Origin of the sequence: Hyphomonas sp., assembly GCF_037969335.1 — a bacterium.
GTDB lineage: Bacteria > Pseudomonadota > Alphaproteobacteria > Caulobacterales > Hyphomonadaceae > Hyphomonas.
Genome location: NZ_JBBKXE010000053.1, coordinates 1 through 22,067, shown reverse-complemented (window position 1 = coordinate 22,067; position 22,067 = coordinate 1). Strand labels below are relative to the sequence as shown.

Genomic DNA, 22,067 nt, shown 5'->3' with positions numbered 1-22,067 from the left:
TGCGATCCCCGACGCGCTTGATGGCCCAGAGGAATGCAAGTGTCAAACCACTTGCTAGGACAGTGGGGTCGCAGCTGTGGATTGAAGAACGTGACTCTTGCGCTTCAGTCGAAAACTCTACCACTGGTGGGTGTTCAATCGCCGAATACGCTATGTGACCTCGGCGCAATTCCCCGACCGAGGGAATTGCGCGATTACTGGATTTCGCGACTGTTCCAATTGGCCGTCCGGGCGGCGTGCCTGTTTCCGAGCCGCGTGCCGGCTGCGCTGACAAAAGGAAGCATGGCGACGGATGCCATCTTCTGCACCTTATGGCTCGATCCGACGAAGGGGACCTTGCGAACGGTCGGGAGCACGACGTTGTCATGGTAACGCCAATTCTTCTGTTTGGCGTATTTGTCGAAATAGGGATCAGCCTGAAGGCCCCATTTCTTGCGGAAATAGTCGAGGCTTTCGCGTTGCCATTTGGGCGACCAGCGCAGGATGAACAAGGGCAAGTCCATTGCTTCCAAAGGATGAGCGCTGTCCGGATGGCAGACCGTCGCAATTGACGTCGATTCCAGCATGATCCTGCCGCCCTTGGCCCATACAGATATGCTGAAATCGACGTGATCTTTCGAATATGGCATCTTTTCATCGAAATCGCCGAACCGTTCAAAGGTGTCGCGTCGCACCAGCATGCAATGGGTTTCGCAGACCTGGGTTTCGCTTCGCGCCAAGGCGACATCGCCCACCTTCTTGCCTTGATGAAGGAAGTGGCGATCCGCGAGACGACGCGCGACGACGGGCCCGTTGAAGAAACCGTCGAAATCATTCGTGAAATTGCCACCCCCATGGTGGATTTCGCTGTGCAATGGGGCGCCCTGGCAAATCAGGGGCTGCACAACTTCGGCGTCTGTCTGTTCGGCGCAATCGATCAAGGGAGCGAGCCAGTTGTCGGCAACGAAGACGTCATTTTCCACGAACACCGCGTATTTCGTGCCTGCCATGTGATGGCCGCGGTTGCGGGATTGGGCGGGGCTCAGATAATGGTCGATCCTGTGATAAGTGAAACCATGTTCGGCGCAGATCCGTCTCAGTTCAGAGGCGACGCCTTTAGGGCTGCCGGCATCGATATAGATGAGGTCATACGGCGCCCGCGTTGCCGATATGAGTGTATTCAAGGAGCGGACAGCCAGACTGAACCGCTCCCTCGCCGAAACGATGATGGTCGCGTTCGGCGTCTTGTCGGTGTGATGTGGCATGACGTTTCGATTCTTTAAGCAAAGCGGAAGGCAGGCCCCGGCAGGGGCCGTGACATTGACGACCCCGTTGGAGTACTCGCACCTGAGGTGAGCCTGCAGGGCGGATTGAACTGAATCTCGCTCGGATGTTCAAAGCGAATGGGCTGGGTTCCCGATCCTGCGCTGCGGGGTGTTGGCAACATCCTCGACCAAGGTCTTTTCGTGGCGCTTTGCCAGCCACAAGCTCCAGGCGACCACGACCGGTTCGAGCGCCCGCATTACAATTTTCTGGACCTTGTAGCTGCGTCCGATGAACGGAATTCGCCGGGCAAAGGGCTTCAGGATCGCCTCATGATAGCGCCAGGTGATAATGTCGGTTCGTTGCTGGAAATATGGATCGCCTTCGAGTCCCCACTTCGTCTTGAAGTGATTGAGGCTGTCGGCCTGCCATTTGGGCGACCAGCGCAGGATGAAGAAGGGATAATCGGAGAGATGAATGGGGTTGTGCCGGCTGGGGACATAGAACGTCGCTACGGACGTGGGCTGGAGCATGATGCGGCCACCATTTTTCCACACGGTCATTGAAAAATTGAGATGGTCCTTTGTCGACAGCATCGACTCATCGAAATCGCCGAACCGTTCAAACGTGTCGCGCCTGACAAGAAAACAGTGGACTTCAGTCACCTGGGTTTCCGTCCGGACGAGAGGGACCTCTGTGACCTGTTTGCCCTGGTGCGCATGAATGTCACAAATCACGTGATCCTCAGGGGCGCCCCGAAAGAAAAGTTCGACATCTTTCGCGAAGGTGCCGCCCGCCTGATGGATTTCGTTGTGGAAAGGCTTGCTCTGGCACATGAGCGGTTGGACGACTTCGGCGCCGGTCTCGTCAGCGCACTTGATCAGTTCTTGCAGCCAGTTATCCGCAACGAATGTGCAACTTTCAACAAAGGCGACGTATTTGGTGTCAGCCAGGCGAAGACCGCGATTTCGTGACTGGGCCGGACTGAGGAGTGCGTCGCTACGCTCGTAGCGAAAACCATTTTCGTCGCAGATGTGTTTCAATTCGGCCGCCACTTTACGGGGGCTGCCTGCATCGACGTAAAGCAGGTTGTAGGGGCTGTGAGTGGCGGCGATGATCTCTTTCAGGCTTTCAACAGCAAGACTGAACCGGTCGCGATGAAGCACGATAACCGTGACATCGGGTGCGGTCTTGATTGTTTGGCTTTGCATAATCTCCGAACCTTCACTCTATAATAATTTGCCGCCGGCTTTTGGGGGCAGTTCCCCCGCAGGCCATTCCACCGGACAGATTGGATCAATCTTGGTTCGGCGGGACTGGATATCGTTCCAAATCGCAACGCCCTGGGGGCGCAGACTGTCTGGATCGGGAATATTGCAGCAAGTTTCGTGCCTGCCGGTTTTGCCCCGATTCCGCGTGTCAGTCCGTCGGGTGTGCATTTCCCCGTGCAATTGTCCGTTCATAAAGCGTCACAAGTCTTTCTGTCACCCGATCCAGGTCATACATATCTTCGACTTTTGCGCGTGCTCGCGTCACGAGTTGAGGCCAATTGGCCCGCTGGTCCATGAGGCGTATGATAGCGGCGTACAGGCTGTCGACGTCGTTTTCAGTCGCCAGAACGCCTGTTTCTCCCTCTATGACCAGTTCAGGAATGCCGCCATGAATCGTGCCGATAACCGGTCGACCGACAGCCATTGCTTCCTTCAACGTATTGACCGGAGCGTCCTGGCCGCCTCTGGCACTGGTCATCGAGGGCGCAAGAAATACATCTGTATGACGTAGGAAGCCTGCAATCTCGGAATGTGTGCGGGCGCCGTGAAACTGGACTGATGCGCCAAGTCCGAGATCATTCGCCAGCGCTTCCAGACCTGGGCGCATTGCGCCATCGCCCACGATATCGACCTTTATCGGTGTTTCAGTACGTCGAATGAATTCGGCAAGCGCGCGAAGCGCGACCTGGAACCCCTTTCGTTCAATCAACCGACCAACCATGAGAAACCGGACGTGGTTTTCTCCCCGGTCGGTGGCCGGCTCAAAAGGGAAGTTTTCGAGGCGGATACCCGAGCCTATGACGTCGATACGGTCTTCCGGGCATCCAAGATCGACAGCCCGTCTACGAAAATAATCGCAATTGGCAACATAGCTCGATGCTTCAGACCAGACGTGATCATAAACGTGTGGCCCAATCGCTGCGACTGTTTCCGAGATATCATAGCCTCGGAAATTGACGACGATATGGCCTTTGAGAAAACCGGCTTTGCGGTGCTTGATGACGCCTTCGGCGAGTGTTGCAAACTGGCAATGGAGTATGTCGTACTCTCCGTCGCGACCAAATGCGCTGGCCTGATAGACGGCCGTCAGATCGCGCATTGAGCGCCGATAGATGTTCGGACGAAGCCTGCCGAGCGCAGCCACACCATTTTTACGCGCAATTGTATTGAGTGCGCCTGGCAGGCCGGCAACGCGGCCGAGGCGTGACGTTGGCCAGCTCATGTTGACCGTCCGTCTCTCCAAATGGTGATCTTCAACCGATTTGACGGAAAGTCCGGTCGGCGTGACGTTCCCGACTCCGAAAATGTCGACACTGTGGCCCTGATCAATCAGGGCCGCCGCGCTATTCGCAATGAATGCCTCTGACATCATCGGGAAGGCATTGACGAAGAACGCGATTTTCATTCTCGGACGGTCCTTTGTTTTGCGGAAGCCAATATGTGCGAAATTTACGTATCGAAATTCCAACTGGCGCGCTATTTGCTACGATCTCTGGGAGCAAGTTCGGTGCCACGCCGCAGTAGGTCGCGGCGAGGAGCCTAATATTGGCCCAACAGCATGAGTCGGAATGAACAATGAAGCCATTTGACGTTACGGTCCTGATCCCGACTTTCAATCGGTCGGCCTTATTGATCGAGAGTTTGGAGTCCATTCTGGCACAGACCCGTCCGGTACATGAAGTCATCATCATTAATGATGGCTCAACGGATGACACGCTTGAGCAATTGAAGGCTTATGAAGGGCGCGTGCGCATCCTGTCCAAGTCCAATGCGGGTAAATCCGCCGCCCTGAACTTTGGCCTAAAGCACGTGACGGGAGATCTCGTCTGGATTTTTGATGATGACGACCTCGCTGTTCCGACGGCGATTGAAACGCTTGTTGGATTGCTTGAAGCTAATCCGGCTGCCGATATGGCATATGGGCGACATGAACGTTTTTCTGTCGATGGCTCCGGAGAATTGCGGATGCTAGGAACGGGCTATTGGACCAATTGCGATTCAGACCAGTTCCTGACGGCCACCTTGGACGATATGTTTGCCCACCAGCAGGGCATGATTGTTCGCAAGTCACTCTATGATCAGGTCGGCGCGTTCGACGAAAGTCTCGTTCGTTCACAAGATTACGACATGCTGATCCGCCTCGCGCGGGTTGGGACGCCGGTGTCCACCGAAGAATTTGTCTTCAAGCAGCGCGTACATGACGGCATACGCGGAACCCAGACAAAGCAGGTTCTGGCAAAGAAAAGGAACTCCTCCTGGTCTCAGTTCGATCAGGTGATCTTCCGCAACTACTATCCGCAGATCAAACTGAACGAATACCTGAGCGATGGGCAGTCTATCTCCGATCCGGTGAACAAGCGGCACGCCCTTTTGAGACGTGCCAGCGTGATGGCCCGCAAGAAACTCTGGGAACTCGCCATCAAGGACCTGCGTGCAGCTGAATGTTTAAGTCAGGCGCCGCTCTCAAAACCCGAGACTGTTGCGTTGCGCTCTGCTTTTGCGTCAAAGTACGGGTGCGATGAAATTCTGACGAATACCAAGTTGATCGACGAGTTGTGCGAACTTGCTGGCGCCTCACCGGTCGGCGCGCAAATTGTGTCATCTCTCGCGCGGGGGCTGCGTTGGAGAGTTCGTTCGGAATTCACAAAGATCAGATGTTGGAAATCTGTTAGCTATTTTCTGATCATGAACAAGCTCAAACGGGCGGCCTCTATGACCATCAACGCCAAAGACTCATTACCAATTGATCGGCACGAAAGCCAAAGCGCGGACCACGTATAATGGCTCACAGTCTGCTCAGACGCGCAGGCCAGGCCGTCGTCTTCAACGCGATGGGCAACTGGATCGGCATGATCGGCGGACTGGTGTCTCTGGTCTTCATAGCTAGGCTGTTGTCACCAATGGATTTCGGTGTGTTCGGAATGGCACTCGTGACATTCTCGATCCCCGAGATTTTCGCCTCAGGCAGCCTGAACGATTCAATCGTCCAGCGCCCGGGTTTGACCAAAGGTCATGTTAATTCGGTTTTCATGCAGTCTCTGGGGCTGGCGTTGTTATTCTGGTTGGGTATCAGCCTGCTGGCACCCGCCATCGCCGCCGGTTTCAGCCATCCGGAACTCGTGCCAATTTTGCGAGTTTTCTCGATCGTCCTGATCATTGGCGCCGCCACGTCGGTGCCCGCAGCGCTTCTGCAGAGGGACCTGCGCTACAAGGAAATCACGATTGTCGATGTTGTCGGGACAGTAAGCGCAGCTGCTATTGGCATCTGGTTGGCGGTCGTTCTGAGGGACGCATGGGCACTCGTCTGGATGGAAATTTCGAGGCGGATGGTCAGGTTGCTGATGTTCGCCTGGCTCGCGAAATGGCGGCCATCATTCAAGTCCAGCTGGAGCGAAACCCATGAGCTCACACGTTTCAATTCAACAAACCTGACGACAAAAGTCGTGCAGGCCATCGGCGGAGCCGTTCCGAGGGTCATGATTGGGGGCGTGTTGGGACCAGCGGCGCTTGGCATGTACAACATGTCCGGGCGATTGCTCGAACAAGCGAAGTCAGCGTTCGTGACGCCCTTTGCGGCTGTCGCCTTGCCGGTCGCGTCTCAAGCGCAAAATGATCTGCCGATGCTGTTCCGAGCGATCGAAGGGGCGATGCGACTGGCTGCCCTGGTCGCATACCCGATTTTTATTGGTGGGAGCGTCATTGCACCAATTGCCATTCCGGTCGTGTTCGGAGAGCAATGGGTGCCCGCAGTCACCACGATTCAGGTGTTCTTGCTGATGGGACTGCGCGCTCCGACGTCCGCATTCAACACAGGGGTGCTGAACGGCGTTGGCCGGGTGGACCTGAATTTCAAATTAGCGATCGTTGGCACGGTTCTGACGGCCATTGCGGTTATGTCCACGATTCACATCGGTCTCGAGGCGATCGCGTGGGCGCTGCTGGCCCAGCTTATCGTCAGTTGGTTCTTGGGTGCCTACGCTGTGAAACTGGCGATCGGATTCCCCATGCACCGGCAAATAATCGCAGGATCCAGTGCACTCATCGCGTCTGTCATCATGGGCTTCATTGTCTGGGTCAGTATGGGGATTTTGCCTGACGCATGGACTGGATTTGTCCAAATCCTGGTTCTGATTCCAATTGGTGCGGTGACCTATGTGGCGACGCTCGCAGCCCTGTCTCCACGTCTCGCCAAACGCGTCGTTCAGGCACTCTTCATTCTGATTCAGGGTCGTCCCGGGGAAGCCCTCGCGGTGGCGCGGGGGACGAGTTGAACAGCGCGGTATGCAGGGCGTCAGTCTGGGAACGACCAACGTATCTATTTTGCCGGTCTTGAGCGTCCTGCGCTTTCCTCAGCCCGTTTGATCGGGGACGGCTGACAGGATCGTCTCGATGTCCTGAGGTCGGGCATTGCGATGAGTATGAGGCGCGACGGGTGGTCGACCAGTCAGATGCCGCACGCAGCGAATTGCCAAGGCGGCTGCGACTTGTGGCGGAGCGATAAACGTCCGCGCGACGCCCTGCAGATCGCGGGCCCGAACAGATTCAATCAGGCGCACCCAGGCCCAGTTCTTGTGCCAGAGGAGTTTGTGTTCTCCGAGCGCACGACGTTCCTCGTCGGTTAGGTTTGCCATTCCGAGTAGCTCGATATCCCGATTCAACACGCGCTTGAGGTCTTCCGCAGCATATTCCTTCGATAAGGAGTTGGGATAGTCGACCGAAAAATAGCCGCATGGATCAATGAGGCTGAACCTGGCGCCCGCATTCAGGGCGCGTGCATACAGCTCAAAGTCTTCGGCAAGCCGCATCTCTTCCCTGTAGGCAAGATCGTTCGCCTTCAGAAATTCCCGTCGCATGACCGGCTTGAGGTATCCGAGCTCGCGTCGGCTTCCGGTTCGGCTGTCGATGTTTTCCAGCGCAAAGCGGCTGAGGGTGAGCGGAAGCACACCGATCGGCGTGTCGGACCACAACCGTGTGCCTTGCTTCGGGGCGGTCACGGCTTCAACGCGGATCAGATCGTCGGCGACCAAATCGAGATGGTCAGACTCGGCCCGCTCTATGAGACGGCGCAGACGGTCGGGATGGATCCAGTCATCGGCGTCCAGAATGGCGACCCATTTGGTTTCGGCGAGCGCTATGGCACGGTTACGGGCCGCCGACGGGCCTTGATTGTGGTCTTGAACGAGAACGACAAGGCGCGGATCCTTCGGCGCGACATTTCGGGCACGCTGAGCCGAATCGTCACTTGAGGCATCATCGACAACGATAACCTTGACCGGCATCGTTTGGCCAAGCGCGCTCTGTACTGCCGTCTCAATGGTGGCAGCATTGTTGTAGCAGGGAACTATTACAGTAACGTCCGTCAAATCTCACCCGGTTTGCTAAATCTCTGCCGTAAAGACGCAGTTTGCACTGCAAGATACGGACCGAGCCGAACGGCCGATCCTAAAGAATTGACCGGAGTTCGATACAGCCGTGCCATCCATGACCCGGGTTCGCGCGCGCTCGAAACCATCACGCGGTCATCGCGCCATCAACAACGAGTTCCTGTCCGCTGATATAGCTTGAGGAGTCGCTGGCGAGAAACACAACCATGTCTGCGATCTCTTCCGGTTGGCCGGCGCGACCCATGGGTGCCCCGCGCGCAATGGCATCGGCACTCAATGCATTGGCGCCATTTTGGGTGGAGAGGGCGGCCAATTGATCGGCGCTCATTGTGTCGGTCATACGTGCGATGGATTTTTGCCAGATCGGTGTGTCGATAATCCCGGGATGAATGGAGTTGACGCGTATCGGGAACCCGAGCTGGCCGCATTCGACAGCGGCGGCCTTGCTGAACAGGCGGACGCCGCCCTTGCTCGCGCAATAGGCACTGACGCCAGCTGAGCCTCTCAGGCCCGCAATGGACGACAGGTTGATGATCGATCCGCCGGACTCCTGCATGGCCCTCATGGCCGCGCGCGTGCCAAGGAAGACGCTGTCCATGTTGATGGCCATCTGCTTCTGCCAGTCGGCCAGGCTGAATTCGAGAATGGCTCCGCCGATCGCGACGCCGGCATTGTTCACCATGATGGCCGGCCTGCCCAATTCGGTCTCGCAGAGCGTCATGATCTCATCCCACCGGGCTTCGTCGGTGACGTCGTGATGGGCCGAGAGGGCCTTTCCGCCACGTTTCTCTATAAGATCGACCGTTTCCTTGGCGCCAGGATCGTCAATATCGGTAGCTAAAACTGCAACCCCTTCGTGGGCCAGTGCCACTGCGCAGGCCCGGCCAATGCCGCTGGCGGCTCCCGTCACGATTGCCACGCGTCCTTTCAGGTTCCTCATTTTCTTCCTCCCATGATTCTTATTCAATATTTGTGCTGCAGCACTAGCAGGGGGATGGCTTGACGTACCAGTCAATTTGGTGTTTTACCCGCCGCTTATCTACGGGTTGGTGCGGAGCCGCCGTTGAAATCGTGGGTGCGAATACGCGCCGCCCACCGGCCCGCGTCGAATTGAGGTACTACCATGTCACGTCGCCACAGCGCGAAGTACAAGATCGACCGTCGGGTCGGTGAAAACATCTGGGGCCGCGCCAAGTCGCCCGTCAACAAGCGCAATTACAAGCCCGGACAGCACGGCCAGAACCGCCGCAGCAAAGTGTCCGACTTCGGTATGCAGCTCATGGCGAAGCAAAAGCTCAAAGGCTACTACGGCGACATCACGGAGAAGCAATTCTCCCGCGTGTACGTTGAAGCCAGCCGCATGAAGGGCAACGCCGCAGAAAACCTGATTGGCCTCCTGGAGTCGCGCCTCGAAGCCTTCGTGTATCGCGCTAAGTTCGTGCCGACGATCTTTGCGGCACGCCAGTTCGTGAATCACGGCCATGTGATGGTCAACGGTCGTCGCTGTAACATCGGTTCAGCGCGCCTGAAGCCGGGCGATGTCGTTCAGATCCGCGAAAAGTCACGCAATATTGCACTGGTCCTTGAGGCCCTCGGTAGCCCCGAGCGGGATCTCCCGGAATATGTGGATGTTGACCCAAAAGCGATGTCGGCAACCTATGTCCGCGTGCCAGAACTGGCCGACGTGCCGTATCCGGTCCAGATGGAGCCAGCGCAGGTCGTCGAATTCTATTCGTCCTAAGAGACCTGTTTTTCTTGAAGTTTTGGAAAGGCCGCGCCAGACTGGTGCGGCCTTTCTCGTTCCGGAGACTACATTATGCCCATACCCAGCATTACCGCGACCCGACGGGCGCTCGTCGCCGCACCCGGCAAGCCATTTGACCTCGCCTCGCGGAATTCCGGGGATCGATCACTGTTCGACGACAAGGAAACGGCGAAAACCAGTCTCAAGAAAGACGCTGCCGTCATCAACGAGTTGAAAGACAGGCTATACGCCGAAAAGAAGCGGTCCCTGCTAGTTGTCCTGCAAGGCATGGATACGTCAGGGAAGTCCGGAACGATCAAAGGCGTGTTTTCGGATACGACGCCCCTCGGCATGGAAGTGAAAGCGTTCAAGGCGCCCAGTTCCAACGAGTTGGCGCGTGACTATCTGTGGCGCGTTCACAACGCCGTTCCGGCCAAGGGGCGGATCGGCATTTTTGATCGGTCGCATTATGAGGACGTGCTCGTGGTCAAGGTGCGCGGTTTTGCACCGGCAGAGACAGTCGAGCAGCGCTACGGGCAGATCAACGCGTTCGAAAAGCACCTCGCCGAAAACGACGTGACCATCGTCAAATGCATGCTCAATGTTGGCCATGAGGAGCAGGGGATCCGTCTCGCCGAACGGCTGGAGGAGCCGCACAAGCTCTGGAAGTTCAACCCGGCAGATCTTGAGGATCGCAAATTGTGGCCCGAATTCATGTCAGCATATGAAACAGCCGTGGAGCGCTGCTCGACCCGCCATGCGCCCTGGTACGTCATCCCGTCAGACAGTCGCACACGGCGCAACGCGATGATTGCGAGACTGGTGCGTGGCGCACTCGAGGGAATGAAGCTCGAATGGCCCGGCTCGAAATACAAACCGGGCGACTTCGATATAGGTTAGTGGAACGTCGTTGAACCGCCGGAAATCGAGCGATTGGCCTCGCGGTCGGCTGGATCGCCATAAATATCGACGCTTCCACCGCTTGATGTGTGGCTCTTGGCCTCTGCCGACGCATAGGCTGTGGCAGAGCCCCCGCTTGACGCATTGGCCGCGACCTTCTGGCAGACCACGTCTTTTGCAGATGCTGAGCCGCCCGAGTTGGCCACGATTTTCAGCGAGCCGCACGTGCCTTCGGCCTTGATGCTGGCGCCGCTGGCGGCGTCGAGCACGAGGATGTCGGAATCAATGCCGGTTGCACGGATGCTCGACCCGGAACTGGCCTCGATCTCTTCGAGATGCGGCGAGGTTACGCGCACCTTGGCCCGGACCTTGTCCCTCCAGCCGGAGGTTGCCTTGCGTGCGATATAGAGCCTGGACCCGTCCTGACGCAGTTTCATGTCGTTGGGGCCTCCCTCTTTGAAATCGATGACGACCGCGTAGTCCGGTCCGGCCTCATAGGTGACGTCCACGCCTGCCGAGATGTCGAGCTCGTTAAAGCCCGTGAAATCATAGGTCTGCGTGCTGTCCGCGACGGCGACGCCGGGGGCGATGAGGGTGAGGCAGAGGGCTGCCAGGATAGTCTTTCGCATGGGGTTGGCTCCTTGAGGATTTAGCCGTTGATTTCGATATCGCCGCCACTGGATTTGCTCACGTCGCGCACTGGAGGATTTCCAGCGACGGAAATGTCAGCGCCGCTTGAGGCCTTCGCTTCGATGCTATCGCTCAGAAATGCCGAGACGTCGGCGCCGCTGCTGGCCCGGATATCGCCCGTTGTGCATTTGAGGTTGTGGGCTTCGACATCGGCGCTCGAGGACGCGGAGATTTCCAGCGCCTGGCAGGTCCCCGATAGCTCGACGTCCGAACTGGACGACGCATCAACGACTACTTTGGTCGCTCCGAACGCTTTGACATTCACGTCGGCACTGGAAGATGCGTCAACGTCGAGCGTTCCGTCGCGAACCAGAGCGAGCGCATCGGCACTGGACGATACGTCGAGCTTCAAGGCGCGCGCCTCGAGGTTGGATGCGTCGAGATCCGCGCTTGACGAAGCTCGCAGATCGACGTCTCCAGCGGTACCGGACAAGATCAGGTCGGAGCTGGACGAGACCGAGCCGGAGAAGGTGGGGCTATCAAGACCGGTCGCGGTCAGTGTGGTCGAATTCGAAACCGATATTTCTGCGAGTGTCGGTGCGATGATACGGACAGTATAGTCAGGCACACGTTTGCCGTTCACCTTGACCACTTTGCGGCCATTGCTGTTCTTGATCGATACATTGCGTGACCAGCCGAACCCTTCGCGAAGACTGTTGCGGCCGATTTCGAGCGTGTCACCGGATTGCTCGATATAGATATCGGTGTAATCGCCGTCTTCCTGTTCCACATTGATCGACGCAATCGGGCCGGTTTCAAAGACGACATCAATGACGCCCCGGGCATCGATCCCGGTGAAGTCGCCGGCGGGATAAGACTTGGTGTCGGCACTTGCGAGCGGAGCCAGAACGGCGGCGAGGGCGAATAAAGGTAGTACGGCGCGGGTCATAACGTGTCTCCCAATTGATTTCAGTTGACTATGATATATCGAAAGACGATAAGTCAGCATATTGTTTTTCAATAAGGAGGAATATTCGTGAATCCAAGGACTTTCGCTATTCTCGCCGTCGCAGCCGCCAGCCTCTCGGCCTGCATCATCATTGATGCCGACGAATCCGACCGCGACAATTTCCATGTCGTAACCCAGTTTGGCCTGCCCCATATGCAGTCTGTATCGATCGGGCAGGGTGCCGTAACTGTCGAGATTCCAGGTGCCTGCGCCACCAAGAAGAACGTCGAGGCGGAGGTCGACAAGGATGGCCGACGTGAGTACGAAATCGGAATCGAATATAAAGCTCCCGATTTCTGCAACGAAGATTCACCGGGACTGGCGCAGCTGAGCTGGACCTATGACGAACTCGGCATTCCGCACGAATCAACTGTGCGCGTACTCAACAAGATCGCCCGTTAAGCAGGCTCTGCGTAGAGATCATACTCGTCCGCATCGGTGATGCGGGCGGGGATGATGTCACCGGCTTTCAGGTGGCCTGCATTGGACAGGAAGACGACGGCATCGACTTCCGGAGCGTCCGCCTTGGTGCGCGCCAGCATTTCGCCATCGTCTTCGCCCGGACCATCGATAATCACGTCCTGCGTCGTGCCGATCTGGGCCGCGGCGCGGGCGGCGCTGACTTCGGACTGTGTTTGCATGAAGCGGTGCCAGCGGTCTTCCTTGACAGCTTCATCGACATGATCGGGCAGAGCGCGGCTGTCGGCATGGGCGACGTTCTCGTACTTGAAACAGCCCGCACGATCGATCTTTGCCTCGCGGACGAAGTCGAGCAGGATCTGGAAGTCTTCCTCGGTTTCGCCCGGAAATCCGACAATGAAAGTCGAGCGAATGGCGAGGTCCGGAACATCGCGGCGCCATTGCTGGATGCGCTCAAGGACACGGTCCTGTTTCGCCGGGCGTTTCATCGCTTTCAGGACATTAGCGGACGCATGCTGGAACGGAATGTCGAGATAGGGCGTGATCAGCCCTTCCGCCATCAGCGGGATGACCTGGTCGACATGGGGGTAGGGGTAGACATAGTGCATGCGGGTCCAGACGCCGAGGCTGCCGAGCCCCTTGGCAAGGTCGAGGAAACGAGTCTGGTATTCCGTGCCGCGCCATGTCTCCGGCTTGTAACGCACGTCCAGCCCGTAGGCTGACGTGTCCTGGCTGATCACGAGCAGTTCCTTCACACCGGCGCGGACGAGTTGTTCGGCTTCGGTGAGGACATGGTGGATCGGGCGGGAGGCGAGATCGCCACGGAGTTTGGGGATGATGCAGAAGCTGCAGCGATTGTTGCAGCCTTCCGAAATCTTCAGGTAGGCATAGTGGCGCGGCGTGAGGCGAATGCCGGACTCGGGCACGAGATCGAGGTGGGGGTTGTGTGGGGGTGTCAGGTGGGTGTGGACCGCCGCCATGACGTCCTCGTACTGGTGCGGTCCGGTGATGGCGAGCACCTTCGGGTGCGCCCTCTGGATGACTTCTGGCTCGGCGCCGAGGCAGCCGGTAACAATGACCTTCCCGTTGGCCTGAATCGCTTCGCCGATCGCCTCGAGGCTTTCGTCGCGCGCGCTGTCGAGGAAGCCGCAGGTGTTGACCAGCACGAGGTCGGCGCCGGCATAGTCGGGTGCGATCTGGTAGCCTTCGGCGCGCAGGCGCGTGATGATGCGTTCGGAATCCACAAGCGCCTTCGGGCAGCCGAGGGACACGATACCGACTTTTGGCGCACTAGTGCTGAGTGTGGTAGTTGTCATGGCGGGCGCTTTAGCACATCGCGCGGCGTTTGCGAGCCGATTGTCTCAGCGCCCAGGCCCTTGGCGCTGGTCAACGATGGGTAAACACGATCGGCTATTTTTGCACGTTTCGTTTCCGGGCCAGAAAACATGCCTGTGCTACAAAAATGTGGAGGACGCGACGCGGAGGTTTCGATGATAGGGTTTGGCGCAGGCGCGCTGTACTGGCTCGCATCCGGCGTAGGGCTGTACCTGATCGGTTATGTGCTCGTCCGCTGGCGCAAATCTGCGCGAGCCTGCTACCCGATGCCCTTCCGCCGGCGCAAGGGCTATTTGTCGGGGCTCCTGTTCAGCCTCATTGTCATGCTCGTGCCGCTCAGCCTGCGCCCGAACAATTGCGCGGGCTGCGCTCTGGCTGCGGCGCCGGATATGGTTGCGAGCCTCATAAGTAACTAGACGGCTGGCGGGTACAGTTCTGCGCCCAAATTTGCTATAAGCGTTCGCATCGCCGCGAAGGGGACTCGCATGGATCAACAGCCAGATTTCAAAAGGTTGCGCCTGCTGCAGCTTGGCGCGCTGATCGTGGGTGCAGCGGTTTTCATTTTGTCACTGTGGTTGATGGGACAATTCCAACAGCAGGAACTCGCGCCGGTCGTCATGAGCTTCGCATTTGCGGGCATCACTTTCAGCGGCCTGTTTTATTTCGGTGCCTTGCTGACGGAAGGCTCGTTGCAGAAATATATCGTGTCCGATGACACGGTCATAAAAGGCGAGAGGGTTGAAATGGTGACGACCACGGCGTCATCAGGTGATCCTGAGATCGACAAATGGATCGGGACTTACGCCTTCACGCGCAACCTGTTTGGCATGTCGGTGATACCGCTATTGATACTTGGCGGCCTTTACCTTTTTGCCTGAAATGGGTCAGGACTTGTTCAGGCGGCTCATCAGGCTCGCGGTCTTGGCGTTGATTAGCTGGGTCAAATCTCCCGTGCCAGACGCGGCAGGTGCGATGGCGGGACCATGGTGGCCTGCCAGGGCGGCGAACGGTGGCTTTGTAGCCCCGAGGACAGGCACGGTCCCCGCCGGATACACTGTCAGTGGTGATGCCTGCGTCGTTGGTTGCACGGCGGGATCCGCAACATTTACCTCAGTGCTAGCGACCTGGATTGCGCTCAGTGATTGGTTGCGCAGTGAGACGCAGACTTGCGTACTACCTGAGTTCTCAAAGGTTAGCGTCAGGTCCATCTGATTCCGCTGACGTGGAAACAGGCGGTAGATGCCCCCATTGGCACCAAAAAACTCGACAATAACAGAATGTGCCTCCGCTAGATTCTGTAACTGCATGCGCCACGGTGTACCTGCTGCCGCCGGAGGAGCAGATATTTGAGGCATAGGCCCAAGCGCCGCAGATGGGGCGGAGCCGCGATTCTTGTTGCGGATCTGGACTGTGTGCGTGACCTCTTCAACGCACTGACCGTTTTCATTGTAGCCGCGAGCCGAGACCGAGGCGCTGCCTTCAGTATATGCACGAGCAGACGTGCTCGCCGAACCACCGCTGACGTGGACTCTCGTGCTGGAGAGGTCGAGCCCTTGCGCGCTGAATTCTGCCACTACCGACTGGCCAAGTCCGCTAGCCGTCAGCTGGATCGTTTCACCAACCGAGGCGGTGTCGGGTCCCATGAACCAACCGCCAACGCGATCAAGTCCGCCGCCAGCCGCTTCAAAAGCCGGATCAACCACAGTTACAGAGTGCGATGCTGAATCCAGAGCGTTCGCGAACTTATCATGAGCTTGTGCCGTGATCCGGGTGGTTCCGGCGAAATCAAGGTCCAACTGAAAGGAGGCTGATCCGCTTGTCGTCTCCACGGTATCAAATCCGATATTACCCTCTGCGGTGAACTTGATCTGTTCGGTGCCGGACGGCGCGCCATTCGCCGTTATCGTAATTTTTTGGCCAACTTTCGCGTTTGATGGTCCCGATAAGTACATGGCAAATTCTCCTTGTCCGTTACAAGGAGATGCGTGATTTCTGAGAGGATCGGGTCAGGCGAAAATTCTAAAATGCGTCAGTCATCTTCACGCCGCTTCGACTTCGACACCCTTGTCCTGAAAGAAATCGCGCAGTTCGCCGCTTTCGAACATTTCCTTGACGATGTCACAGCCGCCAACGAATTCGCCCTTCACGTAAAGCTGTGGGATCGTAGGCCATTGCGAATAGGCCTTGATGCCATCGCGGACGGCGGCGTCTTCGAGCACGTTGGTCGAGACGTATTCAACGCCGAGATAGTCGAGGACCTGCACAACGACTGACGAGAAGCCGCACTGGGGAAATGTGGGCGTGCCCTTCATGAACAACACGACGTCGTTCGCTTTGACGGCCTTTTCGATGGCGTCGAGTGTGGTTTGGTCGGTCATGGCAGGTTCCTGAAATTCGTGTTCCCGGCTGATGTGTGGTGCGCAGCGGCCCTAGTCAAGCGGGCCACCGCGCACAACAGCATCGTTCCTATTCGGATTCGGCGTCATCCCAGCCGCAAGACTGATCGGCATTCTGCTCCTTCAGGTAGACCATCAGCGGATCGAAATACTCGACAATTGCGCTGCCATCCATCTCGCGTGTGCCCGTGAACGATTCCAGGGCATCAGGCCAGGGCTTGGATGCGCCCATTTCCATCATGGCGTTGAAGCGCTCGCCGACTTCCTTGTTGTTGTAGATCGAACAGCGGTGAAGCGGGCCTTCCCACCCAGCCTGCTCGCAAGCTGCTTTGTGGAACTGGAACTGCATCACGTATGACAGGAAGTAGCGCAGGTAAGGCGTGTTGCCGGGAATGTGGTACTTCGCGCCCGGGTCGAATGCGTCGGCGGGGCGTTCACCCGGGGGCACGATGCCCTGCAGTTCGAGGCGTTTGGCCCACCAGGCATCATTGTAGTCTTCCGGTGCGGTCTTGCCCGACAGCACATCCCAGCGCCAGCCGTCGACTGTGAGTGCGAAGGGCAGGAAGGCGACCTTCTTGAGGGCGACGTTGAGAAGGAGCGCCGTGTCAGCGTCTGCTGGCGGCATTTCGCTCTCATCGATCAAGCCGATCTGCTTCAGGTATTCAGGGGTGATCGACAGCCCGATGAAATCACCAATGGCTTCGTGGAAGCCGTCATGGGCTCCGTCCTTGTAGAGGAAGTCCTGATCCTTGTAGGCGCGCTGGTAGAAATTGTGCCCGAGTTCATGATGGACCGTGTCGAAGTCTTCCTCGTTGACTTCGGTGCACATCTTGATGCGAACATCTTCCTTGTTGTCGAGATCCCAGGCCGATGCGTGGCAGACAACTTCGCGTCCTTCCGGACGGGTGATCATGGAGCGTTCCCAGAACGTCGCTGGAAGTGGCGCGAGTCCAAGCGATGTGAAGAAACCTTCGCCGGTCTTGACCATCTCGAGCGGGTCATAGCCTTTTTCGACAAGGCGGGCGGTGAGATTATAGCTTGGCCCCGGCGTGTCGGTCTTCACCACATCATAGATGCCCGACCAATCCTGCGCCCACATATTACCGAGAAGGTCGGCGCGGATGGGGCCAGTCTTGGGCTGGATGTCATCGCCATACTGGGCGTTGAGCCTGTTGCGGGCATAGCAGTGGAGTTCCTTGTAGAGCGGCTCGACCTGTCCCCAGAGACGGTCGACTTCCACCTCCATCTCTTCAGGCGCCATGTCGTAATTCGACAGCCACATCTGGTCGAGGCTTGGATAGCCCAGTTCCCGGGCGCCCTCATTGGCGATCTCCACCATGCGGGCATAGTCGTCCTTCATGGCAGGAGAGACCGTGCGCCAGCCCTCCCAGACGGCTTTCAACTCTTCCGGATCGCGCGAGGTTTCGATGATCGTGGACAGTTCGTCCAGTGTCAGGTCCTTGCCTTTGTAATTGAACGTGCCGGTTCCATAGGCCGCGTCGAGGCCTGTCGTGATATTGGCGAGCTCCTCGGCTGCGCCTTCGGTGGAAGGGGCCGGGATCGTGATGCCCGCGCGCAGTCGGGTCATCTTGCGAGCGAGTTCGGGGGGCAGGTCGGCGAGATTGAATTTCTTGGATTCATTCGCCAGGGACACGGCCAGCTTCGTGTAACGCGCGCCAACTTCGGCGGCCGCAGCGTTTGTCTCGTCGGTGATGTTGGTCGCCTGCGCCCAGAAGACCAGGCTCGCTTCGTCCGACATGTCGGACAGTTCCGACTCGGCGCGCGCCATGAAGGCCTTGGCTTCAGTGACTGTGGCTGACTCGGCGACGGTCTCGGCAGCGACCGGCGTTGTTTCCGCGAGGGTTTCTTTAGGCGCGGTACAGCTGGCGAGGGCAATAGTTAGCGCAAAGGCGCTGGTTGCGAGTGAAAAACGCATGGTGAATTGGGACTCCCTTGGTGAGATTTTCCTCGAAGTGACAGGATTGACGCAATGACGTCAATCGCGAACACGGACAAAAGAATGATTGTTCCTTTCAGCGTTCAGGCGCTATTGTCCGACTAGAAAATGGAGCTGAAATCCTATGACCGATACCCTGTCCTATGTTCTCAAGACGTCCGTCAATCAGATACTTGGTTCGACCCGGAGCACACTCAAAAAGGGCGAAGACCATGCCCGCGCCCTGGGTGTCGAAGATTCTGTCATGCTGGCGGCGCGCCTTTATCCTGACATGCTGCCGCTTAGCCGTCAGGTGCAAATTGCCTGTGACAATGCCGCCCGGGGTGCCGCCCGTCTTGGCGGTCTCGAGATGCCGACCTTTCCGGACACCGAGACCACGTTTCCGGAACTGATGGCGCGCTGCGAAGCAGCCATTTCGTTCGTCAATTCCACGGATGACGCCAAGATCAATGCCAACGAACTTGAAACGCTGCAGATTCCGCTCGGCCCGCAGACCGTGCCCATGCAGGGGCGGCAGTACCTGACGTCTTTCGTGCTGGCGAACATGCTGTTTCACGCCACGATGGCATATGGCCTGCTTCGCCAACAAGGCGTCGTGCTGGGCAAACGGGACTTCCTGGTTGCTGGCTAGGCGTCAGGTGCTTTCGTCTTGAGGGCGAGGGCGTGCAGTTCGCCGCCCATCGTTCCCTTCAGCGCCGCATAGACCAGCTGGTGCTGCTTGACGCGTGCAAGCCCCGCAAATTGCGGGCTGACGATCTCGGCCTGCCAGTGATTGTCGTCACCGGCGAGGTCGGTCAGCGTGATCTCGGCGTCCGGGAAAGCGTCGGTCAGGTAGCCGAGCAGGGTGTCGCGGTTCATGGCCATGGAAGCGTGTCCTCAATTCAGATAGGCACATGGACGCGGGCCCCTGAAGGGTCAAGGTGGCGAACGGAGCGGATACAGCGATGAGCAGCAGGAAAGCGTGGGGCCTGGTGGCTATTCTGGGCGTGGTTGCGTTGGTGTTCGGCGGTATCTTGCTGTCGCTGGACCGCGATGCTGCCGAGCCAAGCCTCGTGCAGTACAACGCGCAGTATATTGATGCCGGCGCGATGCTGCGCCTAACGGAGACCCTGTCCAGCGACGCGCTCGAGGGGCGGGCGACCGGCTCGCGCGGGAATGAGGCGGCCCGGGACTTCATCCAGAAACGGTTCGAGACGCTCGGGCTGAGACAGTTTGGCGACACGTATTTCCAGCCGTTCACAGCGACTCCTGTAGTGCAGGGCGGGGCACCTGTGTCCGGCGTGAATGTCGTCGGCTGGATCGCCGGACAAACGCCGGGCGATGGTCCGGCCATGGTGATCACGGCGCATTATGATCATCTCGGGATCGTCGATGGTGAAATCTACAATGGCGCAGATGATAATGCGTCCGGTGTAGCAGCCCTGGTTGCCGTGGCCCAGTATTTCACGCTGCACAGGCCGAGGCATGACATGATTTTCGCGGTCGTCGATGCCGAGGAGATCGGCCATCTCGGATCAAATGCCTTTGTGGCCTCCCCGCCTGTGCCGCTGGAGCGGATCGCGCTGAATATCAATTACGACATGGTCAGTCGGTCGGATGCCGGCGAAATCTATGTGGCAGGCACGTTTCACACGCCTGAACTGAAGCCGATCGTGGAAACGGTCGCGACTGAGGCGCCGGTCAGGGTCCTGGTGGGGCATGATGACCCCGCCTTGGGCGAGGCCGACGACTGGACCCTTCTGTCCGATCACGAGCCGTTCCACGAAGCGGGAATTCCATTTCTCTATTTTGGTGTTGAGAACCATCCGGCCTACCATCAGCCGACTGATGACTACACCGACATTACCCCGGATTTCTTCGCCCGCGCGGGCGACACACTCGTTATGGCGGCAATAGCGGCCGACGATGCCCTGGAGGCCATCGAAGTCATGCGGCGGGCCGACTAATCGACTGCGTCCATGTAATTAGGCAACCAGCCTTCGTGTGCTTCGCGGAGGCGGGAGAGAGGGAGTTCAGCTACCGTTCGGGCGTTGACCGGTTCTTCAATGAAGAGGAGGCTGTCGCCTTTGACACTTCCGCACCATCCCGCATTGATGGACAATTCAGTGCTTCTCCGAACGATCTCGGATTGTGACGATTGCGGAACAGCAATCAGGTAACGCGCCGAGGCTTCGCAGAACAGGTTGAGCGAGGCCGCCTTGCCGGGGCCGATATCTTCGATTGAAACTGTCATTCCCAAGCCACTCGCCAGCGCCAACTCAGCCACGGCACAAGCAATTCCACCATCGCTGATATCGTGGACGGCATGCACGAGACCGTCGTGAATGAGTTGGCGAACGAAGGCCGCGTGCTTCTTCTCTATTTCGAGGTCGATGGGTGGCGGCGAACCAAGAGCTTCCCCCTTCAGGCCGAGCCATTCGCGCGCAAAAAGCGAAGCGCCGAACTGGCCTGTCGTGTCGCCAACGAAGATCAGCACGTCGTCTTTTTGTGCACCCTTGAGCGTCGCGATCTTGCTGACGTCTTCGATCAGCCCAACGCCGCCGACGACGGGCGTAGGCGGGATGGCAACACCGTCGGTCTCGTTATAGAGCGAGACGTTGCCTGACACGACGGGGAAGTCGAGCACGCGGCAGGCTTCGGCCATGCCTTCGATGGCTTTCACGATATAGCCCATCGTGGCGGGCTTTTCCGGATTGCCGAAATTGAGGTTGTCGGTGATCGCGATGGGCGTTGCGCCGACTGACGAGAGGTTGCGATAGGCTTCCGCGACCGCCTGCTTGCCGCCTTCATAGGGGTCGGCAGCGACATAATGCGGGTTGCAATCGGAACAGATGGCGAGCGCCTTGTTCGTGCCGTGGATGCGCACGATGGCGGCATTACCCATGCTTTGCGAACTATCGACCGTGTCGTTCATCACGTGGCGGTCGTACTGTTCCCAGATCCAGCGCTTGGATGCCATGTCCGGGCAGGACATCAGCTTGAGCAGCACGTCGCCATAGTCTTCAGGCTCCGGGAATTTGGAGATGTCGAGTGGCGCGCGCTTGGGCGGCTCAACCCAGGGGCGGTCATAATTGGGGGCATCTTCGGCGAGTGGCGCGACAGGAATGTCGCAAACAACCTCGCCGAACTGCGTGAGGACGAGGTGGCCCGTGTCGGTCGTCTCGCCGATGACTTCGGCCGAGAGGTCATACTTGTCGAAGATCGCCTTCGCCATGTCGATCTTGTCGGGATAGAGCACGATAAGCATGCGCTCCTGGCTTTCCGACAGCATGATCTCATAGGCGGTCATGCCCTCTTCGCGCTGAGGCACCTTGTCGAGGTCCATGACCACGCCGATGCCTTCGCCATTGGCGCCGCCGCTGGCTGCCATCTCGACAGATGACGATGTCAGGCCAGCCGCGCCCATGTCCTGGATGGCCTGGATCGCGTCCGTCGCCATCAGTTCGAGGCACGCCTCGATCAGCAGCTTTTCAGTGAACGGGTCGCCGACCTGAACGGTGGGGCGTTTCTCTTCGTCACCTTCGGAGAATTCAGCCGACGCCATGGTCGCGCCGTGGATGCCGTCGCGGCCGGTCTTGGAGCCGAAATAGACCACCGACATGCCCGCGCCCGGCGCGGCCGAATAGAAGATGCTGTCGGCCCGGGCCACGCCCACGCACATGGCGTTGACGAGGATGTTGCCGTTGTAGCCTTTGTGGAAATTGGTCTCGCCCGCCACCGTCGGCACGCCGACGCAGTTGCCATAGCCGCCGATGCCCGAGACCACGCCCTTGACCAGC

General features: G+C 58.2%; 22 protein-coding genes. 9 read left to right on the top strand and 13 right to left on the bottom strand.

The window, feature by feature from the left end; genetic code table 11:
* Window positions 1-194 precede the first annotated feature (194 nt).
* The 3 genes from AADA04_RS04240 to AADA04_RS04230 form a co-directional block, all read right to left on the bottom strand.
* Window positions 195-1,244 carry a glycosyltransferase gene (locus tag AADA04_RS04240; protein WP_340691996.1) on the bottom strand — a complete coding sequence of 350 codons (1,050 nt, stop codon included), beginning with the start codon at window positions 1,242-1,244 and terminating at the stop codon, window positions 195-197.
* Between the two features lie 129 nt (window positions 1,245-1,373).
* Window positions 1,374-2,453 carry a glycosyltransferase family 2 protein gene (locus tag AADA04_RS04235; protein WP_340691995.1) on the bottom strand — a complete coding sequence of 360 codons (1,080 nt, stop codon included), beginning with the start codon at window positions 2,451-2,453 and terminating at the stop codon, window positions 1,374-1,376.
* Window positions 2,454-2,661: 208 nt separating this feature from the next.
* Window positions 2,662-3,981 carry a glycosyltransferase gene (locus tag AADA04_RS04230; protein ID WP_340691994.1) on the bottom strand — a complete coding sequence of 440 codons (1,320 nt, stop codon included), beginning with the start codon at window positions 3,979-3,981 and terminating at the stop codon, window positions 2,662-2,664.
* 107 nt (window positions 3,982-4,088) lie between these two features.
* Between AADA04_RS04230 and AADA04_RS04225 the strand changes: the two genes are divergently transcribed.
* A complete protein-coding gene (locus tag AADA04_RS04225; protein WP_340691993.1) occupies window positions 4,089-5,294 on the top strand; it encodes a glycosyltransferase in 1,206 nt (401 codons plus the stop codon).
* Window positions 5,294-6,784: a lipopolysaccharide biosynthesis protein gene (locus tag AADA04_RS04220; RefSeq protein WP_340691992.1), complete on the top strand. Its 1,491-nt coding sequence runs from the start codon at window positions 5,294-5,296 to the stop codon at window positions 6,782-6,784. The genes AADA04_RS04225 and AADA04_RS04220 overlap by 1 nt, the downstream gene beginning before the upstream one ends.
* Window positions 6,785-6,862: 78 nt before the next feature.
* On the opposite strand, the gene AADA04_RS04215 is transcribed toward AADA04_RS04220, so the two are convergent.
* On the bottom strand, window positions 6,863-7,876 hold the full coding sequence (locus AADA04_RS04215) for a glycosyltransferase family 2 protein (RefSeq protein ID WP_340691991.1): 1,014 nt from the start codon (window positions 7,874-7,876) through the stop codon (window positions 6,863-6,865).
* Window positions 7,877-8,024: 148 nt separating this feature from the next.
* Window positions 8,025-8,837 carry an SDR family oxidoreductase gene (locus AADA04_RS04210; RefSeq protein WP_340691990.1) on the bottom strand — a complete coding sequence of 271 codons (813 nt, stop codon included), beginning with the start codon at window positions 8,835-8,837 and terminating at the stop codon, window positions 8,025-8,027.
* 183 nt (window positions 8,838-9,020) lie between these two features.
* Between AADA04_RS04210 and rpsD the strand changes: the two genes are divergently transcribed.
* Both rpsD and AADA04_RS04200 read left to right on the top strand, forming a co-directional pair.
* Window positions 9,021-9,638, top strand: coding sequence for a 30S ribosomal protein S4 (gene rpsD / locus AADA04_RS04205; RefSeq protein WP_340691989.1), 618 nt, complete (start codon window positions 9,021-9,023; stop codon window positions 9,636-9,638).
* 75 nt (window positions 9,639-9,713) lie between these two features.
* A complete protein-coding gene (locus tag AADA04_RS04200) occupies window positions 9,714-10,541 on the top strand; it encodes a PPK2 family polyphosphate kinase (RefSeq protein ID WP_340691988.1) in 828 nt (275 codons plus the stop codon).
* Here the strand turns inward: AADA04_RS04200 and AADA04_RS04195 are convergent.
* A complete protein-coding gene (locus AADA04_RS04195) occupies window positions 10,538-11,170 on the bottom strand; it encodes a DUF2807 domain-containing protein (protein WP_340691987.1) in 633 nt (210 codons plus the stop codon). The genes AADA04_RS04200 and AADA04_RS04195 overlap by 4 nt on opposite strands.
* A 20-nt stretch (window positions 11,171-11,190) precedes the next feature.
* Window positions 11,191-12,120, bottom strand: coding sequence for a DUF2807 domain-containing protein (locus AADA04_RS04190; RefSeq protein WP_340691986.1), 930 nt, complete (start codon window positions 12,118-12,120; stop codon window positions 11,191-11,193).
* A gap of 87 nt (window positions 12,121-12,207) precedes the next feature.
* Between AADA04_RS04190 and AADA04_RS04185 the strand changes: the two genes are divergently transcribed.
* Window positions 12,208-12,582 carry a hypothetical protein gene (locus AADA04_RS04185; protein WP_340691985.1) on the top strand — a complete coding sequence of 125 codons (375 nt, stop codon included), beginning with the start codon at window positions 12,208-12,210 and terminating at the stop codon, window positions 12,580-12,582.
* Here AADA04_RS04185 and rimO read toward each other — a convergent pair.
* Window positions 12,579-13,916: a 30S ribosomal protein S12 methylthiotransferase RimO gene (gene rimO / locus AADA04_RS04180; RefSeq protein WP_340691984.1), complete on the bottom strand. Its 1,338-nt coding sequence runs from the start codon at window positions 13,914-13,916 to the stop codon at window positions 12,579-12,581. The genes AADA04_RS04185 and rimO overlap by 4 nt on opposite strands.
* A 174-nt stretch (window positions 13,917-14,090) precedes the next feature.
* On the opposite strand from rimO, the gene AADA04_RS04175 reads away from it, so the two are divergent.
* Window positions 14,091-14,351 carry a hypothetical protein gene (locus AADA04_RS04175; protein WP_340691983.1) on the top strand — a complete coding sequence of 87 codons (261 nt, stop codon included), beginning with the start codon at window positions 14,091-14,093 and terminating at the stop codon, window positions 14,349-14,351.
* Window positions 14,352-14,420: 69 nt separating this feature from the next.
* Entirely contained in the window at window positions 14,421-14,813 is a 393-nt protein-coding gene (locus AADA04_RS04170) for a hypothetical protein (protein WP_340691982.1), read from the top strand.
* Between the two features lie 6 nt (window positions 14,814-14,819).
* On the opposite strand, the gene AADA04_RS04165 is transcribed toward AADA04_RS04170, so the two are convergent.
* From AADA04_RS04165 to AADA04_RS04155, 3 genes are all read right to left on the bottom strand, one after another.
* Window positions 14,820-15,887, bottom strand: coding sequence for a hypothetical protein (locus AADA04_RS04165; protein WP_340691981.1), 1,068 nt, complete (start codon window positions 15,885-15,887; stop codon window positions 14,820-14,822).
* Window positions 15,888-15,974: 87 nt separating this feature from the next.
* Window positions 15,975-16,313, bottom strand: coding sequence for a Grx4 family monothiol glutaredoxin (grxD, locus tag AADA04_RS04160; protein WP_340691980.1), 339 nt, complete (start codon window positions 16,311-16,313; stop codon window positions 15,975-15,977).
* An 88-nt stretch (window positions 16,314-16,401) separates the two neighbouring features.
* Complete coding sequence (locus tag AADA04_RS04155; RefSeq protein ID WP_340691979.1) at window positions 16,402-18,267, bottom strand: M2 family metallopeptidase; 1,866 nt, start codon at window positions 18,265-18,267, stop codon at window positions 16,402-16,404.
* A 145-nt stretch (window positions 18,268-18,412) separates the two neighbouring features.
* Here AADA04_RS04155 and AADA04_RS04150 point away from each other — a divergent pair, with 145 nt between their 5' ends.
* Window positions 18,413-18,919 (top strand): DUF1993 domain-containing protein, encoded by a 507-nt coding sequence (locus AADA04_RS04150; protein ID WP_340691978.1) that lies wholly within the window; start codon window positions 18,413-18,415, stop codon window positions 18,917-18,919.
* On the opposite strand, the gene AADA04_RS04145 is transcribed toward AADA04_RS04150, so the two are convergent.
* Window positions 18,916-19,152, bottom strand: a complete 237-nt coding sequence (locus AADA04_RS04145) for a BolA family transcriptional regulator (RefSeq protein WP_340691977.1) — start codon at window positions 19,150-19,152, stop codon at window positions 18,916-18,918. The genes AADA04_RS04150 and AADA04_RS04145 overlap by 4 nt on opposite strands.
* 80 nt (window positions 19,153-19,232) lie before the next feature.
* Here AADA04_RS04145 and AADA04_RS04140 point away from each other — a divergent pair, with 80 nt between their 5' ends.
* A complete protein-coding gene (locus tag AADA04_RS04140; RefSeq protein ID WP_340691976.1) occupies window positions 19,233-20,234 on the top strand; it encodes a M28 family peptidase in 1,002 nt (333 codons plus the stop codon).
* Here the strand turns inward: AADA04_RS04140 and purL are convergent.
* Window positions 20,231-22,067 (bottom strand): phosphoribosylformylglycinamidine synthase subunit PurL (gene purL, locus AADA04_RS04135; RefSeq protein WP_340691975.1); only part of this gene is annotated, 1,837 nt, incomplete at its 5' end. The genes AADA04_RS04140 and purL overlap by 4 nt on opposite strands.

Excerpts from the sequence above, each read along its gene's own strand:
- AADA04_RS04200 (WP_340691988.1), top strand. The coding sequence starts at position 9,714 with ATGCCCATACCCAGCATTACCGCGACCCGACGGGCGCTCGTCGCCGCA.
- AADA04_RS04225 (WP_340691993.1), top strand. The coding sequence starts at position 4,089 with ATGAAGCCATTTGACGTTACGGTCCTGATCCCGACTTTCAATCGGTCG.
- AADA04_RS04165 (WP_340691981.1), bottom strand. The coding sequence starts at position 15,887 with ATGTACTTATCGGGACCATCAAACGCGAAAGTTGGCCAAAAAATTACG.
- rpsD (WP_340691989.1), top strand. The coding sequence starts at position 9,021 with ATGTCACGTCGCCACAGCGCGAAGTACAAGATCGACCGTCGGGTCGGT.
- grxD (WP_340691980.1), bottom strand. The coding sequence starts at position 16,313 with ATGACCGACCAAACCACACTCGACGCCATCGAAAAGGCCGTCAAAGCG.
- AADA04_RS04235 (WP_340691995.1), bottom strand. The coding sequence starts at position 2,453 with ATGCAAAGCCAAACAATCAAGACCGCACCCGATGTCACGGTTATCGTG.
- AADA04_RS04175 (WP_340691983.1), top strand. The coding sequence starts at position 14,091 with ATGATAGGGTTTGGCGCAGGCGCGCTGTACTGGCTCGCATCCGGCGTA.
- AADA04_RS04195 (WP_340691987.1), bottom strand. The coding sequence starts at position 11,170 with ATGCGAAAGACTATCCTGGCAGCCCTCTGCCTCACCCTCATCGCCCCC.
- AADA04_RS04155 (WP_340691979.1), bottom strand. The coding sequence starts at position 18,267 with ATGCGTTTTTCACTCGCAACCAGCGCCTTTGCGCTAACTATTGCCCTC.
- AADA04_RS04220 (WP_340691992.1), top strand. The coding sequence starts at position 5,294 with ATGGCTCACAGTCTGCTCAGACGCGCAGGCCAGGCCGTCGTCTTCAAC.
- AADA04_RS04240 (WP_340691996.1), bottom strand. The coding sequence starts at position 1,244 with ATGCCACATCACACCGACAAGACGCCGAACGCGACCATCATCGTTTCG.
- AADA04_RS04140 (WP_340691976.1), top strand. The coding sequence starts at position 19,233 with ATGAGCAGCAGGAAAGCGTGGGGCCTGGTGGCTATTCTGGGCGTGGTT.
- rimO (WP_340691984.1), bottom strand. The coding sequence starts at position 13,916 with ATGACAACTACCACACTCAGCACTAGTGCGCCAAAAGTCGGTATCGTG.
- AADA04_RS04145 (WP_340691977.1), bottom strand. The coding sequence starts at position 19,152 with ATGGCCATGAACCGCGACACCCTGCTCGGCTACCTGACCGACGCTTTC.
- AADA04_RS04170 (WP_340691982.1), top strand. The coding sequence starts at position 14,421 with ATGGATCAACAGCCAGATTTCAAAAGGTTGCGCCTGCTGCAGCTTGGC.
- AADA04_RS04150 (WP_340691978.1), top strand. The coding sequence starts at position 18,413 with ATGACCGATACCCTGTCCTATGTTCTCAAGACGTCCGTCAATCAGATA.
- AADA04_RS04190 (WP_340691986.1), bottom strand. The coding sequence starts at position 12,120 with ATGACCCGCGCCGTACTACCTTTATTCGCCCTCGCCGCCGTTCTGGCT.
- AADA04_RS04210 (WP_340691990.1), bottom strand. The coding sequence starts at position 8,837 with ATGAGGAACCTGAAAGGACGCGTGGCAATCGTGACGGGAGCCGCCAGC.